Source organism: Streptosporangium sp. NPDC002607, from assembly GCF_053592655.1.
The window spans coordinates 113,726-131,074 of record NZ_JBSFWD010000006.1; the positions used below are offsets into that span (position 1 = coordinate 113,726).

Consider the following 17,349-nt stretch of genomic DNA (forward strand, 5'->3'; position numbering starts at 1 on the left):
GGCACCGTAGGGGACGAGTCAAGCGATCTATCATGAGGGACTCCCGTGAGGACGCGCCGGCGACTGGACTGAGGAGAGAGGGGTCGTGAGGAACGAGCGGCCCCTCTTGACGAGGGAAGGAGCCGGGTTTGAGCGGCCTCACCGCGACGCGCTAGCGTCGCCGTTGACCCGTGAGGACGCGCCGGCGACTGGACTGAGGAGAGAGGGCCGTGAGGCCGCGCCGGGGACTGGACTGAGGAGAGCGGGGTTGCGAGGAACGAGCGGCCCCTCTTGACGAGGGAAGGAGCCGGGTAAGAGCGGCCTCACCGCGACGCGTTAGCGTCGCCGGCAACTCGTGAGGAACGAGCGGCCCCTCTTGACGAGGGAAGGAGCCGGGTTCGAGCGGCCGAACCGCGACGCGCTAGCGTCGCAAATGGCGGGTGAGGGCGGTGCGGAACTCCTCCGGGCGCTCGATGTGCGGGCTGTGACCGCTGTCCAGGACTACCTCGGTGTACGGGCCGTACCGTTCCAGGACGGCGCGGGTCTGGGTGATCATCGGCTGCGCCGGGGTGCCGGGGGAGCCGGGGACGACCCCCAGGGCGCCCAGGTGGGCCAGGTCGAACAGCGAGGTGTCGGAGACGATCACGTCGGCCTCGCCCCTGACCCACAGGATCGGCGGCTTCGGGTCGATCGTGTGCAGGTCGTCGATCCGGAAGTGCGTCGGTGAGAAGGAGTTGAGCACGCCCCGCGTGCCGGGACGCACCCCCGGCCACTCCTCCGACGCCACCACGTCGCCCGGGTAGTGGTCATCGCCGACCCTCGTGGAGAGCATCGACGCGACCAGGGCGTCCTCGTCCTTGATCACTGTGCCGGGCTTCACGTACGTGGTCCGCATCACGTTCCTCGGTGACGTCGGGGAGTCGTCGGAGGCGTCCCCCGCCGCGAGCAGCTTCACGAAGTCCGGGTTCGCCGACCCGCCGCCGGCGCCCGTGCCGTCGGGGTGGTTCAGCGCCCCGTCGGGGCCGTGTGTGCCGCCGAAGCCGTACGGGGAGACCGGATTGACCAGCGTCACGCTCCGCACGACGGCCGGCCGGTCCCGCAGCGCCTGCAGCACCACCCCGCCGCCCATGCTCCAGCCGACCAGGTGCACGCCGTCCAGCCCGAGGGCGTCGATGAGGGCGAGCACGTCGTCGGAGTAGTCCCGCAGGCCGCGGGTGGCGTCGACCGGGGCCGGCTCGGTGTCGCCGAAGCCCCGCAGGTCGACGGCGAGCGGCCGGTGACCCGCCTCCGCCAGGGCGAGCAACGTGTCCCGCCAGAAGGCGGAGCTCGACACGTTCCCGTGCACGAACAGCACCGGCTCGCCACCTGCCGTCCCATCGGCGGCGGACAGCACGTTCTGGGTGATGCGGGCGGTGGGTACCCGCCGGCTCTCGATGCGCATCAGATGTCTCTCCATCATGCTCAGCGGGTGGTCGGGGCCTCGTCGCGGGTACCGAGGGTGACGAGGTCACGTCCCCGGGTCTCACGTGAGACGTACACGGTGATCAGGGTGACTACGGCGGCTCCGACCACGTACAGCATGACCGGCAGCGACGACTCGTAGGCGCTCAGCAGGGCCACCGCGATCAGCGGGGCCAGGCCGCCCGCGATGATCGAGGCGAGCTGCGAGCCGATCGACACGCCCGAGTAGCGCATCCTGGTGGCGAACAACTCGGAGAAGAACGCCGCCTGCGGGCCGTACATCGCACCGTGCAGGATCAGCCCGACGGTCACCGCCAGGGTGACCGCGGCGAAGTTCTTCGTGTCGATCAGCGGGAAGAACGCGAAGGCCCACAGGCCCACCCCGGCGGCGCCGATCAGGTAGACGGGGCGGCGGCCGAGCCGGTCGGAGAGCGCCCCCCACAGCGGGATCGAGACGAAGTGGACGGCCGACCCGATCAGCACCGCGTTGAGCACGACGGGCTTCGTCAGCCCCGCCGACGTCGTCGCGTAGACCAGCACGAACGCGGTGAGGATGTAGTAGGAGACGTTCTCCGCGAAGCGGGCGCCGATCGCGGTGATCACGTCCCGCCAGTGGTGCCTGAACACCTCGACGATCGGCATGGACGGGGCGGGCTCGGCGTTGGCGACGGCCTGCTGGAAGACCGGCGACTCGCTGATGGACAGCCGGATCCACATGCCGACCAGTACCAGCGCGCCGGAGAGCAGGAAGGGCACCCGCCATCCCCAGCTCAGGAAGGCCTCGTCCGTCTGGATCGCGGCCAGCGCCGCCAGCACGGCGGTGGCCAGCAGGTTGCCGCCGGGGGCGCCCGCCTGCGGCCAGGAGGCCCAGAAGCCGCGGCGCTCCGCGTCGCCGTGCTCGGAGACGATGAGCACCGCGCCTCCCCACTCACCGCCGAGGGCGAAGCCCTGGACGAGCCGGAGCAGGGTCAGCAGCAGCGGTGCCACCATGCCGATCGCGGCGTGGGTCGGCAGGCAGCCGATCAGGAAGGTCGCCCCGCCCATCAGCAGCAGGCTGAGCACCAGCAGCTTCTTGCGGCCGACCCGGTCGCCGTAGTGCCCGAAGACCAGTGCGCCCAGCGGGCGGGCCACGAAGCCCACCGCGTAGGTCAGGAACGCCAGCAGGGTACCGGTCAGCGGCTCCGACTCGGGGAAGAAGAGCTTCGGGAAGACCAGGGCGGCGGCGGAACCGTAAAGGAAGAAGTCATACCACTCGATCGTGGTGCCGATGAGGCTGGCGCCGACGATCTTTCCGATGGGGGTTCGGGTTTTCTCTGCCATCTCACTCACCAGGGGGAGTCGCTGTTGGGGGGATTTCGGCTACCGTACGTAGTGACCGGCGTCACTCCTATGGGGGTGACAGCCATAGCCGACAAGCGTCCTATGTGGGTGTTCGGGGCCGTGCGATACGCCCGCGGCGGCCGGGCTCGGCGGCAGGGGCTCGGCGCCGCCGGGGGATCGGAGCGGAGGACCGCGTGGGCCGCCGGGTCAGCCGCTGAGGCGGTGCAGGCGGAGAGCGAGTTGGATCTCCAGGGCCCGGTCGGGCGCCTGCCAGTCGTCACCGAGGAGCTGGCCGATCCGATCCAGGCGCTGGGTGACCGTGTTGACATGGATGTGCAGGGTCTCGCTCGTACGCGACAGCGAGCCGCCCACGCCGAAGTACGCGGTGAGCGTCCGCACCAGCGCGGTGCCCTTGCGGGCGTCGTAGTCGATCACCGGGCCGAGCGTCGAGGTGAGGAACGCCCCGATGTCGCGTCCCTCGCCGACCAGCAGTCCGACGAAGCCGAGCTCTCTGGCGTCGGCACCGTCTCCGGCCCGCCCCAGGGCCACCAGGGCGTCGGCGCAGCGCTGGGCCTCCCGGTGCCCCGCGGCCACCTCCGCGGCGCCGCGTACGGGTCCTCCGGCGCCCGCCGTGGCCGGGTGGCCCAGCGAGGCGCTCAGTTCGGTCGCCACCCGCTTCGCCAGCGGGCCGGGCCGGTCCCCCGGCAGCAGCAGGACCACCTCGTCACCGCGCTGGGCGGCCAGGCCGTGGTGCAGGGCCGCCTGGGAGGACGCCCAGAAGGCGGCCCGCTCCCGCCCGCCGCCGTGGCGGACCACGACCACCACGTGGTCGGCGTCCAGGTTCACGCCCACCCGCCGGGCCCGGTCGGCCAGGCCGTCGAGTTCGGGCCGCGAGATCAGGTCGTCGAGCAGCTCGCCCCTGACCCGGCCCTCCGCCTCGGCCACCGTGCGCCGGAACAGCAGCAGCAACGCGGTGACCAGCGCGGCCCGCTCCAGGATGCGATGATCGGCGTCCGACATCTGGCCGCCGTTGCGCAACACCAGCGTGCACAGCGGTTCCGCACCCACGTCCACCGAGGCGACCAGCAGGTTCCCCCGCCACACGGTGCGCCCGAGTGCCCTCGACGACCGCGCGGCGTCCGCGATCACGTCCGCCGCCTTCCGCGGCGGCTGCCCGGAGCCCTCCCTCCGCCCGGCACCGGACCTCCGGGCCGGCTTCCGCGCCGACCTCTGGGTGGATCTCGGTGCCGATCTCTGCTCGGATTCCGCCCGGTCGAGCGTCTCCTCGTCCAGCGTGCCCTCCAGCACGCTCGCGTCCCCGGCGATCGGGCGTCCGGCGTCGTCGAGCACCGTCAGCGAGCCGCCGAGCACCTCCGTCACCACCGCCGCCACGTCTTCGACCCCGCCGCCGCGCAGCACCAGACCGGTCATCCGGTCGTGTGCGAGAGCCGCGCGTTCCACCGCCTGGCTGTGCGCGTTCACCTGCCGGCTGGCCTCGCTGAGCTCCTCCAGCGCGTTCCTGGTCTCCTGCAGCAGCCGGGCGTTGTCGATCGCCACCGCCGCGTGCGCGGCCAGCGAGCCGAGCAGCACGACCTCGTCCTGGGTGAAGGGCCGTACGCTCCGATTGGCCGCGAACAGCACCCCGATCACCCGAGTGCCCAGCTTGAGCGGCACGCCGAGGATGGCGACCAGCCCCTCCTCCAGCACCGCGTCGTCGATGTCGGTCTTGTGCCGGAAGCGCGCGTCGGCGAAGTAGTCGGCGGTCGAGTACGGGGTGGCGGTCTGGGCCACCAGCCCGCCGAGACCCGCGCCCATGGGCAGCCGTAGCGCCCGGAACTTCGCCGAGACCGAGCCGTCGGTCACCCGCATCCAGGTGTCGCCCCGCTCGGGGTCGTGCAGTGTCATGTAGGCGGCATCGGTGCCGAGCAGCTGCCTGGCCCGGTGCACGATGGCCTCCAGGACGGCGTCCAGATCCCGCAGTCCCGCGAGGTCGCCGGCCGTGTCGAACAGCGCGGACAGCTCCGCCTCACGCTTCGCTCTGCGCCGCAGCAACGCCCGTACCTTCAACGCGGTGAGCTTGGCCTCTTCCAGCTCGGCCAGCGCCTCCGCGCCGATCCCGGCGCTCCTCGCCGCGAGAACGGGTCCCTCGAACTCGACCGCCGACGCCTCCCTGGCCAGCAGCTCAAGAAAGACTGTGTTAATTGCGACGCGTGTTGTTGGCGACGCTGCGCGTCGCGGTGAGGCCGCTCTTATCCGGCTCCTTCCCTCGTCGTTCATCCGCTTCGCTCTGTGTTGTCGGCGACGCTGGCGCGTCGCGGTGAGGCCGCTGGGATCCGGCTCCTTCCCTCGTCGTTCATCCGCTTCGCTCCTTCACTCCTCAGTCCAGTCCCCGGCGCGGCCTCACGGCACTCCTCAGTCCAGTCCCCGGCGCGGCTTCACGGTGCTCCTCAGTCCAGTCCCCGGCGCGGCTTCACGGTGCTCCTCAGTCCAGTCGCCGGCGCGGCCTCACGGGTAGTTCCTTGGGATGGGGCGTTTGGCCTGTCCCTTATGTCGCGTCCTTTTTACCGGAGACTTCTTTGTTCCTCGGTTCACTCCCGGTGCGGTCCCGCAGGGGTCAGCGGGCGGTCCAGCCGCCGTCGAGGGGGAGGGAGGTGCCGGTTATGGAGGAGGCGTGCGGGCCGCAGAGGTAGGCGACGAGTTCGGCCACCTCCGCGGGTTCGATGAGCCGTTTGATGGCGGCGGGGGCGAGCATGATCTGCTCGACCACCTCGTCCCTGCCGATGCCGTGGGTCCCGGCCTGGGCGCCGATCTGGTTCTCCACCAGGGGGGTGCGGACGTAGGCGGGGCTGACGCAGTTGGAGGTGACGCCGTGCGAGGCGCCCTCCAGGGCGATCACCTTGGACAGCCCTTCGAGGGCGTGCTTGGCGGTGACGTACGCGGACTTGTAGGGCGAGGCGCGGAGCCCGTGGACCGAGGAGATGTTGACGATCCGGCCCCAGCCGCGCTCGTACATTCCCGGCAGCGCCTCCCTGACCAGCAGGAAGGGCGCCTCCACCATCACTTTGAGTATTTTGGAGAACACCTCGGGGGGAAACTTCTCGATCGGGGCGACGTGCTGGAATCCCGCGTTGTTCACCAGGATGTCCGTGCCGGGCGGGATCGCCCGGGTGAAGTCCGGTGCCGACAGGTCCGCGACGACGGGTGTCCCCGAGATCTCCGCGGCGACCTTGGCCGCGGCCTCGGCGTCGATGTCGACCACCAGCACGTGTGCTCCGGCCGCGGCCAGCCGGTGCGCGCAGGCGCGCCCGATCCCGCTGCCCGCCCCGGTCACCACGGCGCGCCGACCCGCTAGGTCCATCATGCTGCCGAATCTAGGCAATGACCTGAATCCCAGCCCATGTCGCCCACCCCCACACTCCATTCCCGGTATATGTGGCCTGACTCCGCCCTCCCGCCCGGTTCGGGGAGATGTCGATGCGTGCCGGAGTACGAGCCTCCCGGGCCGGCCACCGCCGAGGGGAAGGCGGTGTCTCAGATGGTGACCGGATACATGAGCGTCAGCTCGTCGCCGGGGAGGCCGCGGATGCCCCAGTTGACCTTGGGCGACTCCAGGATCACGATCTCCAGGTCCTCGGCGGGGAGATCGAGTGCCTCCCCGGTCCTGGTGAACAGGGCGCGGATCAGCGCGCGCTTGGCCTCGTCCGACCGGCCGCCGAAGCAGACGATCTCCACGATGAGGTACCGCTCGCTCCGCTGCGGGCAGACCAGGTCCTCGGCGTCCAGCAGCAGGAACCGGTGGAACCGCTTGTCCTCGGGGAGCTGCCAGACGTCCACCAGGCAGCCGTGGACGGTGTCGGAGATCTCCTGACGCCGGCCGGACCACACGTCCCGGCGGCCGTAGAACTTGATCTGGGTCATGTCTCGCAGTTTCGCAGGTGACCGGTGCACGGCGCAGGTCGGGGCGCGGCTCCGGGCACCGCCCTGCGGATCTCGCCGTGGCGTGGGCCGGTCAGGCGGTGCCTCGCGAGGCGGGGAAGGGAGCCGCGGCACGACGCGGCGGGGCGCGTCCGGGCGACCGTGGTGAGCGGAGGCGCGGTAGGCGGGAGCTAGGACGGAGGCCGGGTCATGGACAGCACGTCGAGCAGGTCGTCGAGCCGTTCCTCGGTGAGGGTGCCGTTGGTGACGTGGCCGCGCTCGATGACGACCTCGCGGATGGTCTTGCGCTCGGCCAGGGCCTGCTTCGCTATCTTGGCGGCCTCCTCGTACCCGACGTAGGGGTTGAGCGGGGTGACGATCGACGGCGAGGACTCCGCGTACTCGCGCAGGCGGTCGGTGTTGGCGGTTATGCCGTGCACGCACCGGTCGGCCAGTAGCCGGGAGGCGTTGGCGATCAGCCGGATGGATTCCAGGATGTTGCGCGCGATGACCGGGAGCATCACGTTGAGCTCGAACGTGCCCGAGGCGCCGGAGAAGGCGATGGCCGCGTCGTTCCCGATGACCTGGGCGACGACCATGGTCACCGCCTCGGGGACGACCGGGTTGACCTTGCCCGGCATGATCGACGAGCCGGGCTGGAGGTCGGGCAGGTTGATCTCGCCCAGCCCCGCCCGGGGGCCGGAACCCATCCAGCGGAGATCGTTGGCGATCTTGTTGAGCGAGACCGCGACCGTGCGGAGCTGGCCGGAGAGCTCCACGATGGCGTCCCGGGCCCCCTGGGCCTCGAAGTGGTCGGGAGCCTCGGAGAACGGCAGCCCGGTGGCCTCGCGCAGCTTCTCGATGACCTTGGCCGCGAAGCCGGGAGGGGTGTTGACGCCGGTGCCGACCGCCGTACCGCCCAGGGGCAGCTGGGCGAGGTGCGGGAGCGCGCCGCGCACCCGCCCGATGGCGTTGTCGATCTGCGTGGCGTACCCGCCGAACTCCTGGCCCAGCGTGACCGGGGTGGCGTCCATCAGGTGCGTGCGCCCCGCCTTCACCACGCCGTCGAACTCCAGTGACTTGTCCCGCAGCGCGGTGGCCAGGTGCCGTAGGGAGGGGAGCAGGTGGTACGACACCTCGGTCATGGCGGCGACGTGAATGGAGGTGGGGAACACGTCGTTGGACGACTGTGAGGCGTTCACGTGGTCGTTGGGGTGGACGGGGCGGCCCAGCCGCTCCTCGGCGAGGGTGGCGATCACCTCGTTGGCGTTCATGTTGGAGGAGGTGCCGGAGCCGGTCTGGAAGACGTCGACGGGGAACTCGCCGTCCCACTCGTTCTCCGCGACGTCGGTGGCGGCCTCGGCGATCGCCTGCGCCATCTCCTTGTCGAGCACCCCCAGTTCGGCGTTGACCTCGGCGGAGAGGGCCTTGATCAGGCCGAGTGCGGAGATGTGCGGAACCTCCAGCCCGCGCCCGGAGACGGGGAAGTTCTCCACCGCCCGCTGGGTCTGCGCCCGCCACTTCGCGCCCGCAGGCACCCGCACCTCGCCCATCGAGTCATGCTCGATCCGATACTCGCTCATACGTCCAGTCTGCGTCCCAGGGAGGGAATCAAACCGGCGGGTGCGGGTCCTTACCGGGGGAGTCCTCAGGAGAAGGCGGCCACCACCAGGATCATGATCACTACCAGTGCGATCGCGGCCACGCCCATGAGGACGAGGATGCCGATCGGGGGCTTTTTCGAGGGGGCCTGCCGCTCCCCGGGGGCACCGGGGGCGCCGGGGGCGTGCCGGCCGTTCTGACCCGCGATCGCGAACAGGTCGGTGCCCAGGCCGGGAGAGCGGCCGAAGGCGCCGTCGGAGGACTCGGGCCCCGGCGGGCGCCAGGGCTGCGAGGACATCGGGGCTCCCGGGCCGGCGGGGTCGCCGGGGAGCGGGCCGTGCGGCGGGGCGGCGGGAGCTTCCGGGCGTCCGGCGACGGGCGCCCCGAACTCCGGATCGATCGAGGGGAAGCCGTGCGGCGGGGTGGCGGAGAGGTCAGGCTTTCCGCTGTCGGGGAATCCGTGCTCGTTCTCCTGCCGCCCGAAGGCGCCCGGGCCGCGACCGGCGGTCGCGGGTCCCCGGGCGACCGGAGTCCCGAGACCGGGAGGGCCCTGTCGCCCCGGGACCGGCCCGCCCGGCTCCGCGAGGGGCGGGCTGTCCGGGTAGGGCGAGGCCGTCGTGCGGCCGGGGGCCGCGGCGGGGGGAGGGGAGGCGGGAGGTTCCGCGACGGGCGCCGTTCCGCCGGGGATGCGCAGGCCGCCCTTGGGGCGGATGACCACCATGGTGCGGTCGGCGTCGAAGTCGTCGGTGTCGTCCTCCTCCGCGTCCGGTGCGGCGGGTGTCTCCGAGGCGGGAGGGGGCGGTGCGGGGGCGGGAGCGGCGGGGATGGAGTCCGCGAGGTGCGAGGGGGTGTCCGCCACGGCCCGGAGCATCGCGCCCGCCTGGGCGGCCGTCAGCCGCGCCGTGTGGTCCTTCTCCAGCAGCTGTTCGAGCACCGGGCGCAGTGGCCCCGCCTGGGTCGGCGGGTCGACCTGCTCGCTCATCAGCGCGGCCAGGGTCTCCGCCACCGAGGCCCGCTCGTAGGCCGGGCGGCCCTCGACCGCGAAGTACAGCGTGGCGCCGAGGGACCACAGGTCCGACTCGGGTCCGTTGTGCTCGCCGCGGGCCCGCTCGGGCGCGGTGTATCCGGGAGAGCCGATCACCATGCCGGTCTTGGTGAGGCTCGTGTCGCCCTCGGCCTTGGCGATGCCGAAGTCGGTGAGAACCACCCGGCCGTTCTCGGTGATCAGCACGTTGCCGGGCTTGACGTCGCGGTGCAGCACTCCCTGGGCGTGGGCCGCGCGGAGCGCCCCCAGCAGGTCGGCCCCGATCTCGGCGACCAGGCGGGGCGGGAGTGGCCCCTCCTCCTCGATCACCTGCTCCAGGGAGCGTGCCTGCACGAGTTCCATGATGATCCAGGGGCTGCCGTCCTCGACGATGGCGTCGTGGACCGTGGCCACCGAGGGGTGACTGATGCGGGCGGCCGTGCGACCCTCGCGGATCATCCGTTCCCGAAGTTCGGCGCGTTGCGCCTCGCTGAGGCCGGGCTCCTGACGGATCTCCTTGATCGCGACTTCACGGCCGAGGGAACGGTCACGGGCTTTCCACACTGTGCCCATCGTGCCCCGGCCGAGCGGCGCGATCAGCTCGTAACGGTCCGCGAGCACGCGCATCTGCTGTTCCGGCATGAGAAGAAGATAGCCATTCCACCTTGAGAAGCGCTTTACCCGCGCTTACGGAGTTCCCTCGGCCAGAGAAGACGCGGGAGCATCAACCTTATAAGGGGTGTCATAAAACGGACAAACGGGCGATAGCTCGGCGAAACCTCCGCCGGCTTTCTGTGCACGCCCTCGCCGGGGCGCCGGTGTACCCGAGGCTGGGGCACCGGTGCCGACATCGGTCCGGACGGCGGCGGGGCCGACAGGGGAGACGAGGGCCGCGGCGCCGACGTCGGCGTCGGCACCGAGCCGAACCGGTGCAGCCCGCGGTGCTGGGAGCGACGGCTGAACGGCGGAACCGGGGTCCCGCCGGACCCGCCCACGGGCGGCCTGCCGTCGGGGCGCCTGGCGGGCCTGATGTCGGGCCTGACATCAGGCCGTGCGGACCTGACGTCGGGCCGGGCCGGAGGCATGGTGAAGGAATCCTCGACCAGCCCGCCGGCCGCCACCCGGGCGAGCATCAGCGAGGCCCGTCCGGTGTCGAGCCGGGAGTTCGGGTCGATCGTGAGGAGGCCCCGCAGCACCGGCGTCAGCGGGCCTGCCCGCTCCATGGGGATCGGCTCGCCACTGGTCAGCGCGGCGAGCGCGGCCGCGGCCGTACGGCGGCCGTGCAGGCCGCGGCCCTCGACGGCGGTGTAGAGGGTCGCGCCGAGTGACCACAGGTCGCCGGACGGGCTGGCCTTGGCGCCCAGCACGCGCTCGGGGGCGATGTATCCGGCCGAGCCCAGCACGATGCCCGCCTGGGTGATCGACACATCGCCTTCCAGTGCGGCCAGGCCGAAGTCGGTGAGCACCGCCCGGTCGTCGGTCACCAGGACGTTGCTGGGCTTCACGTCGCGGTGGAGGATCCCCTTGGCGTGCACGGCGCGCAGCGCCCCCAGGACCTGACGGCCGATCTCCGCCACCTGGCGTGGCGGCAGCGGGCCGTGGTCCTGCAGGAGCTGCTCCAGCGATCTGGCACGGAGCAGCTCCATCACGATCCAGGGGCGCTCGTCCTCGGTGACGACGTCGAAGACCGTGATGACCGAGGGGTGGGCGACCATCGCGGTCGCCCGTCCCTCACGTTCGGTCCTGGCGCACAGCTCGGCGCGGAGGTCCTCGTCGAGGATCAGGGGGAGGCGGACCTCCTTGACGGCCACCTCGCGGTTGAGCAACTCGTCATGTGCGCGCCAGACAGTGCCCATGCCACCGCGCCCAACCGGTTCTGACAGCCGGTAGCGCGCTGCAAGAAGGTATCCGGGCGGCGCACGCATGTGGTGCAGCTTACCGATTTGCGTAATGAGACCAGTAGAGACCGGGCCGAATCTTCTTGCCAACTTCGGTCAGATTTTCGCGCTCGTAACTGTTGAGAAACGCTGCGTGATATCTGGCAAATTGCCAAGGGGCCACAGCTTCTCCCGATAATCGGGACGTATGTTGCGATACTGCAGGTAATAGCCATATTTCCGGCATCGAAGGCCGTCGGTGGGCGCCCGAGGTCGAGTTCGTCGACCTCGGGCGCCGGTACGACGGAGTCCGAGGAAGGCCGGTGGCGGTCAGCGACGGCCGATGCTCAGGACGGGCCCGGTCGTGTCCGTGAAGAAGTCCTCGCCCTTGTCGTCGACCACGATGAAGGCGGGGAAGTCCTCGACCTCGATCTTCCAGACGGCCTCCATGCCCAGCTCGGGATATTCCAGGACCTCCACCTTCTTGATGCAGTCCTGGGCGAGGCGGGCGGCGGGGCCGCCGATGGAGCCGAGGTAGAAGCCGCCGTGGGTTTTGCAGGCGTCGGTGACCTGCTTGGAGCGGTTGCCCTTGGCAAGCATGATCTTGGAGCCGCCGGCGGCCTGGAAGCGTTCGACGTAGGAGTCCATCCGGCCCGCGGTGGTCGGGCCGAAGGAGCCGGAGGCGTAGCCCTCGGGGGTCTTGGCGGGGCCGGCGTAGTAGACCGCGTGGTCCTTGAGGTACTGCGGCATCTCGCCGCCCGCGTCCAGGAGCTCGCCGATCTTGGCGTGCGCGATGTCGCGGGCCACCACGAGCGGTCCGGTCAGCGACAGACGGGTCTTGACCGGGTACCTGGTCAGCTCGGTGAGGATCTCCTGCATCGGGCGGTTGAGGTCGATCTTCACCACGTCGTCCGACAGATGCTCGTCCGTGGTCTCGGGCAGGAACCTGGCCGGGTCGGTCTCCAGCCGCTCCAGGAAGACCCCCTCGGGGGTGATCTTCGCCAGGGCCTGGCGGTCGGCGCTGCAGGAGACCGCGATGGCGACGGGGCAGGAGGCGCCGTGCCGGGGGAGGCGGATGACGCGGACGTCGTGGCAGAAGTACTTGCCGCCGAACTGCGCGCCGATGCCGAGCTTCTGGGTGAGCTCGAAGACCTTGGCCTCCAGGTCGGTGTCCCGGAAGCCGTGACCTGCGGGGGAGCCTTCGGTGGGGATGGAGTCCAGGTAGCGGGCGCTGGCGTACTTGGCGGTCTTCAGGGCGAACTCGGCGGACGTGCCGCCGACGACGATCGCCAGGTGGTACGGCGGGCAGGCGGCGGTGCCGAGGGAGCGGATCTTCTCCTCCAGGAACTGGAGCATCCGCTTCTCGTTGAGCACGGCCTTCGTCTCCTGGTACAGGAACGACTTGTTGGCGCTGCCGCCGCCCTTGGCCATGAACAGCAGCTTGTACTCGTCGGGGTGGCCGAGCGGGTCCTCGGCGTAGAGCTCGATCTGCGCGGGGAGGTTGGAGCCGGTGTTCTTCTCCTCCCACATGGTGATGGGGGCCATCTGGGAGTAGCGCAGGTTCAGCCGGGTGTAGGCGTCGTAGACGCCGCGGGAGATGTGCTCGGCGTCGGCGCCGTCGGTGAGCACGTGGCGGCCGCGCTTGCCCATCACGATCGCGGTGCCGGTGTCCTGGCACATCGGAAGCACGCCGCCCGCCGAGATCGAGGCGTTCTTCAGCAGGTCGAGGGCGACGAAGCGGTCGTTCCCGCTCGACTCGGGGTCCTCGATGATCTTGCGGAGCTGGGCCAGGTGGGACGACCGCAGATAGTGGGAGATGTCGTGGACGGCGGTCTCGGTGAGCAGTCGCAGTGCCTCGGGTTCGACCTCCAGGAACCTGCGCCCCGCGGCCTCGACGACCCGCACCCCCTCGGTGGTGATCAGGCGGTACTCCGTCTCGTCCGGTCCCATGGGAAGCAGGTCGGTGTAGTCGAACTCGGGCATCGTCGTAGGTCCTCCGTGCGGGCGCCGTTTTCCTAGAGGGTACGGCCCTCGCGATCGTGCCCGACCTTCGCGGTCGGGCGGGAGGCGACTCTCCCCTGCTCCATCCGAGCGCCAGGGGTCAGATCGTATGAAAACTACATATTTGGGACAAGCATTAATGGCATATGCGTCTTTTGTCCACACATGTCCGAAGAAACGAGAGAAGCTGGAAAGGGGCCGGGCCGAGCGTCCGGTGGAGGTTGGGAGGCATCATGGACATCGGAAACACCATCATGACCGGTGACATCATCCTGCTGATCCTCGTGGCCGTCTTCGTGGTGGCCGGTCTCGCCATATCACTGATAGCCATCACGCTGACGAGCATCAAGGAGGGCAACGGGCGGACTCCCCAGTGGCCGGTGAGCTGGCCGGACTCTCAGCGGACCGTCCCCAGGCAGCGGATCAGCGCCGAGTCCGGACAGGCGATCCTGCCCCCGCACCAGGGGGCGGTGCCCCTGCAACGGGCCGACAAGCTCACCGAGCGGATCAGCCTGCCCCCGCAGGACGACGCGTCCTCGCAGGCGGTGAACCTGCCCCGGCAGCGGGTGCACCCGCTCTGAGGCCGATGACGATGCCGGTGACCACGAGCGCCGCGCCGAGCAGGTCGGGCACCGAGGGCGCACCGAGGCCGAGGATCGCGCCGGTGACGATGGCGCCGACCGGGATCAGCCCGGCGAACAGTCCCGCGGTCCCCGGGCCGAGCCGGGGCAGGGCGTCGTACCAGAGGAGGAACGCCACGGTGGTCACGATCAGCGACTGGTAGCCGAGGCCCGCGATCTCGGGTGCGGTCGGCACCCGGATCATCGCGGTGCCGTCCGCGAGCAGGCCCGCGATGACCAGCAGTGGCACGGCCAGCGCCGCCGAATAGGCCGAGACGCGCACGGCGCCCAGCTTCGGCAGCAGCGGGATGGCCAGCATGGAGAAGCAGATCTCGCAGCCCAGCGCGCCCAGCGACCAGAGCAGTCCGGCCAGGTCACCGCTGCCCAGCCCGGTGGCCACCGTCGCTCCGGTGACGACGACCGCCGCCGCCAGCAGGAGCCGGGGTGAGGGGCGCCCGCCGAGCAGGGCCAGTGCCAGCGGCACGGTGCCGAGGACGGTGCCGACCAGGGCCGGGCCGCCGTGCCGGGTGGCCTCGATCACGCACACATTGAAGATCACCAGCCCCGTCAGGGAGAGTGCCGCCAGCAGTGCCGTCTCACGAGGCGTGAGCCGCACGAACCGCAGCCCCGCCATCCAGGTGACCGCGAGAAGGACCGCGGCCGCCAGCAGGTAGCGCATGGCCTGGCCGCCGTAGACCGGATAGTCCCCGATCACCCCGGAGACCCCCGCGAGGGTTCCCACCAGGAACATCGCTCCCGCGGCCTCGCTCAGGCCGCGTAACTCCGGCCGGGAGGCGGTGCTGACATCCACGTTCATGTGCGGAATGCTAGGAAGCCAATGGCTCCCCTGTCGGGTCCAATGAAGCATCGAAACAGAGGACCAATTGGCCGATCTGCATCTCGTCGTCGACCGTGCGGCGGGCGGCGTCGCCGCCCAGATCGCCCGCGAGCTCCGCGAGGCGGTGCGGCGTGGACGCCTGGCGGCCGGGGTCCGGCTGCCCGCCAGCCGTGAGCTGGCCAGGGACCTCGGGCTCTCCCGGGGGGTGGTGGTCGAGGCGTACGAGCAACTCGTCGCCGAGGGCTTCCTGATCTCCAGGACCGGGGTGGGCACCACGGTGGCCCCGGCCGCCGGCCGCCCAGCGGCCCTTCCCGGTGGTCTTTCCGGTGGCCTTTCCCAGCCGCCGGACAGCGCGCCCTCGCTCGCCGATCCCGGGCCGACGAGTCCTGCGGAGGGCCGCGAGCCGTATCACGGGCGCCGCTCCACCGCGCCCGACCTGGGGGCGTTCCCCAGGGAGCGGTGGCTGGCCTCGATGAGGCGTACGCTCGCCACGCTGCCCGTCGAGGCCCTGGACTACGGCGACCCCGGCGGTGTCCCCGCGCTCCGCGAGGAACTGGCCGCCTACCTCGGGAGGGTCCGGGCGGCCGATGTGGTCCCGGACAACCTGGTGATCGTGGGCGGGGTGGCTCAGGGGCTGAGCCTCACGGTCCAGGCGCTCGCGGGGAGGCTTCCCCGGGTCCGGGCGCGGCACGACCTCGACTGGTTCGTCCAGCGGGTCGAGTACCCGGTGCCCTCCCCGGGCCGGATCCTGCTGGCGGTCGAGGATCCGGCCGGGGTGCGCCAGCTCCCGCTGCTCCGCGCGGCGGGAGCCGACCTGGTCGCCGTCCCCGTGGACGACGAGGGCATCGATGTCGGGGCACTGGCCGAGACCGGGGCGCGGGCGGTGCTGCTCACTCCCGCGCACCAGTACCCGACGGGGGTCGTGCTCTCGCCCCGCCGCCGCGCCGAGCTGATCGAGTGGGCCGTCGCGACCGGCGCGATGATCCTGGAGGACGACTACGACGCGGAGTTCCGCTTCGACCGCGACCCGGTGGGCTGCCTGCAGGGGCTGGCCGCCGACCGGGTGGTCCTGGTCGGGAGCGTCAGCAAGTCGCTGGCCCCCGGGCTTCGCCTGGGCTGGGCGGTCGCTCCGCCCCGGATCGCCGAGTCGCTGCGGCTGGCCCGTGGTGAGCTGGACATGGGGTCGCCCGTCCTGGAGCAGTACGTCCTGGCCGACTTCGTGGCCACCGGCGACTACGACCGGCACCTGAGGAGGATGCGCCGGCAGTACCGCGCCCGCCGCGACGCCCTGGTGCTGGCCCTCGGCGAGCACCTTCCCGAGTTCACCGTGCGGGGCGTCTCCGCCGGGCTCAACCTGCTCGCCGAGCTGCCGTACGGCTGGGACGAGGCATCGGTGGTGGACAGGGCCGAGGAGTGCGGGCTGGCGGTCGAGCCGGTGGGACCGATGCGGTACGCCCCCGGTCCGCCCGCGCTGTTGATGGGCTTCGCCCGCCTGCCCGGACACCGCGCGGACCAGGCGGTCCGCGCCCTCGCCAGTGCCCTAGGGGCGCGCGGCGAGTTCCGGTTCCGGCTGGAAACCCCTGGCTAGGAACACGATCAGGGCCACCAGGACCACGGCGGGTAGAAACGCCACGCGGACGTTCACCGTGTCGTTGAGGGTGCCGACCACGGCGGCGCCGACGAGGAAGCCGACGTAGTTGAACATGTTGACCCGCGCGATCGCGGTCTCCGCCCCGGCGCCGAGGCGCCCGGCGGCCGAGAACGACTGCGGGGCGATGACGGACAGGCCGATGCCGATCAGGCCGAACGACACGACGGCCACCACGACGCCGGGTGCGACGACGACGCCCAGCGTGCCCACGGCCGCGATCACCGCGCCCGCGCGGACGACCGGCGCGGGTCCGTACCTGCGTACCGCGAGGTCACCGGGGACCCGCGCCAGGAGCATGGTCGCCTGGTAGACGAGGTAGGCGAACGGAACCAGCCAGCCGCTCGCCGCCAGCGCCTTCTCCATGTAGATCGTGCCGTAGTTGGAGACCGCCGCGTCCCCGACGTACAGGAACGCCATCGCCAGGCAGAGCGGGATGATCGGCCGCCACGGCACCCCGGCCGCCACCTGAGCGGCCTGCTCACCGGCCTTTTCGGCGTCCCGCCCGTAGAGGCGGGGGAGCATGACCACGGAGATCACCGCGCCGATCAGCACCGGGACGGAGAAGGACCAGCCCAGCTCGACGCCGAGCGCGCTGAAGGCGGAGTTGAATCCGGCGCCCAGCATCGAGCCGACACTCCACACGGCGTGGAAGCCGGTCAGCACGCTCATGCCGTACCGGCGCTCCACCGCGACCGCCTGCATGTTCATCGCCGCGTCCACCGCGCCGACGAACAGGCCGAACGCGGCGCTGAGCGCGTACAGCCCGGCGAGCTGCCCGTTCCAGCCGGACAGCGCCACGATGACGCAGACGCCGACCTGGGAGACGCGCAGGATCGGGGCACTGCCGTACCGGCTCGCCAGCGGGCCCGCGATCGCGCTGCCGGCACCGGCGATCACCGGCACGAGCAGCAGGACCAGGGTGAGGTCGCCGTCGCTGAGCCCGAACTTGTGCTGGAGGTCGATCACATGGGTGAGCAGGGTGGCGAAGCAGAGGCCCTGGACGAAGAAGGCCGCCCAGGTCGCCACGCGCGCCTGTCTGTCACGCGGGAGGGGCACGACGA

13 protein-coding genes are annotated in these 17,349 nt (G+C 71.2%); 2 read left to right on the forward strand and 11 right to left on the reverse strand.

What is annotated here, in order from left to right; genetic code table 11:
- Positions 1-400 precede the first annotated feature (400 nt).
- The 9 genes from ACWD3H_RS09165 to ACWD3H_RS09205 form a co-directional block, all read right to left on the reverse strand.
- Complete coding sequence (locus ACWD3H_RS09165; RefSeq protein WP_451954582.1) at positions 401-1,420, reverse strand: alpha/beta fold hydrolase; 1,020 nt, start codon at positions 1,418-1,420, stop codon at positions 401-403.
- 20 nt (positions 1,421-1,440) lie between these two features.
- Positions 1,441-2,760, reverse strand: coding sequence for an MFS transporter (locus ACWD3H_RS09170; RefSeq protein ID WP_355562528.1), 1,320 nt, complete (start codon positions 2,758-2,760; stop codon positions 1,441-1,443).
- Between the two features lie 207 nt (positions 2,761-2,967).
- Positions 2,968-5,037 carry a helix-turn-helix domain-containing protein gene (locus ACWD3H_RS09175; RefSeq protein WP_451954583.1) on the reverse strand — a complete coding sequence of 690 codons (2,070 nt, stop codon included), beginning with the start codon at positions 5,035-5,037 and terminating at the stop codon, positions 2,968-2,970.
- A 337-nt stretch (positions 5,038-5,374) separates the two neighbouring features.
- Entirely contained in the window at positions 5,375-6,118 is a 744-nt protein-coding gene (locus tag ACWD3H_RS09180) for a 3-hydroxybutyrate dehydrogenase (RefSeq protein WP_451954680.1), read from the reverse strand.
- Between the two features lie 173 nt (positions 6,119-6,291).
- A complete protein-coding gene (locus ACWD3H_RS09185) occupies positions 6,292-6,678 on the reverse strand; it encodes a tautomerase family protein (RefSeq protein WP_355562522.1) in 387 nt (128 codons plus the stop codon).
- A 188-nt stretch (positions 6,679-6,866) separates the two neighbouring features.
- Positions 6,867-8,258, reverse strand: coding sequence for a class II fumarate hydratase (locus ACWD3H_RS09190; RefSeq protein ID WP_355562519.1), 1,392 nt, complete (start codon positions 8,256-8,258; stop codon positions 6,867-6,869).
- A gap of 65 nt (positions 8,259-8,323) precedes the next feature.
- Positions 8,324-9,943, reverse strand: coding sequence for a protein kinase domain-containing protein (locus ACWD3H_RS09195; RefSeq protein WP_451954584.1), 1,620 nt, complete (start codon positions 9,941-9,943; stop codon positions 8,324-8,326).
- Positions 9,944-9,978: 35 nt separating this feature from the next.
- Positions 9,979-11,157, reverse strand: a complete 1,179-nt coding sequence (locus tag ACWD3H_RS09200) for a serine/threonine-protein kinase (RefSeq protein WP_451954585.1) — start codon at positions 11,155-11,157, stop codon at positions 9,979-9,981.
- Positions 11,158-11,508: 351 nt separating this feature from the next.
- Positions 11,509-13,161, reverse strand: a complete 1,653-nt coding sequence (locus ACWD3H_RS09205; RefSeq protein WP_451954586.1) for a fumarate hydratase — start codon at positions 13,159-13,161, stop codon at positions 11,509-11,511.
- 251 nt (positions 13,162-13,412) lie between these two features.
- Between ACWD3H_RS09205 and ACWD3H_RS09210 the strand changes: the two genes are divergently transcribed.
- Positions 13,413-13,760: a hypothetical protein gene (locus ACWD3H_RS09210; protein WP_355550688.1), complete on the forward strand. Its 348-nt coding sequence runs from the start codon at positions 13,413-13,415 to the stop codon at positions 13,758-13,760.
- Here ACWD3H_RS09210 and ACWD3H_RS09215 read toward each other — a convergent pair.
- Positions 13,687-14,616 (reverse strand): DMT family transporter, encoded by a 930-nt coding sequence (locus ACWD3H_RS09215; RefSeq protein WP_451954587.1) that lies wholly within the window; start codon positions 14,614-14,616, stop codon positions 13,687-13,689. The genes ACWD3H_RS09210 and ACWD3H_RS09215 overlap by 74 nt on opposite strands.
- 67 nt (positions 14,617-14,683) lie before the next feature.
- Here ACWD3H_RS09215 and pdxR point away from each other — a divergent pair, with 67 nt between their 5' ends.
- Complete coding sequence (gene pdxR, locus ACWD3H_RS09220) at positions 14,684-16,225, forward strand: MocR-like pyridoxine biosynthesis transcription factor PdxR (protein WP_451954588.1); 1,542 nt, start codon at positions 14,684-14,686, stop codon at positions 16,223-16,225.
- Here pdxR and ACWD3H_RS09225 read toward each other — a convergent pair.
- Complete coding sequence (locus tag ACWD3H_RS09225; protein ID WP_451954589.1) at positions 16,178-17,344, reverse strand: MFS transporter; 1,167 nt, start codon at positions 17,342-17,344, stop codon at positions 16,178-16,180. The two genes, pdxR and ACWD3H_RS09225, sit on opposite strands and share 48 nt — an antisense overlap.
- Positions 17,345-17,349: the final 5 nt, after the last annotated feature.

Bases quoted from the DNA above. Each gene is read 5' to 3' on its own strand.
- ACWD3H_RS09185 (WP_355562522.1), bottom strand. From the start codon at position 6,678: ATGACCCAGATCAAGTTCTACGGCCGCCGGGACGTGTGGTCCGGCCGG.
- ACWD3H_RS09215 (WP_451954587.1), bottom strand. From the start codon at position 14,616: ATGAACGTGGATGTCAGCACCGCCTCCCGGCCGGAGTTACGCGGCCTG.
- ACWD3H_RS09190 (WP_355562519.1), bottom strand. From the start codon at position 8,258: ATGAGCGAGTATCGGATCGAGCATGACTCGATGGGCGAGGTGCGGGTG.
- ACWD3H_RS09170 (WP_355562528.1), bottom strand. From the start codon at position 2,760: ATGGCAGAGAAAACCCGAACCCCCATCGGAAAGATCGTCGGCGCCAGC.
- ACWD3H_RS09180 (WP_451954680.1), bottom strand. From the start codon at position 6,118: ATGGACCTAGCGGGTCGGCGCGCCGTGGTGACCGGGGCGGGCAGCGGG.
- ACWD3H_RS09210 (WP_355550688.1), top strand. From the start codon at position 13,413: ATGGACATCGGAAACACCATCATGACCGGTGACATCATCCTGCTGATC.
- ACWD3H_RS09175 (WP_451954583.1), bottom strand. From the start codon at position 5,037: ATGAACGACGAGGGAAGGAGCCGGATAAGAGCGGCCTCACCGCGACGC.
- ACWD3H_RS09205 (WP_451954586.1), bottom strand. From the start codon at position 13,161: ATGCCCGAGTTCGACTACACCGACCTGCTTCCCATGGGACCGGACGAG.
- ACWD3H_RS09195 (WP_451954584.1), bottom strand. From the start codon at position 9,943: ATGCCGGAACAGCAGATGCGCGTGCTCGCGGACCGTTACGAGCTGATC.
- ACWD3H_RS09165 (WP_451954582.1), bottom strand. From the start codon at position 1,420: ATGCGCATCGAGAGCCGGCGGGTACCCACCGCCCGCATCACCCAGAAC.
- ACWD3H_RS09200 (WP_451954585.1), bottom strand. From the start codon at position 11,157: ATGGGCACTGTCTGGCGCGCACATGACGAGTTGCTCAACCGCGAGGTG.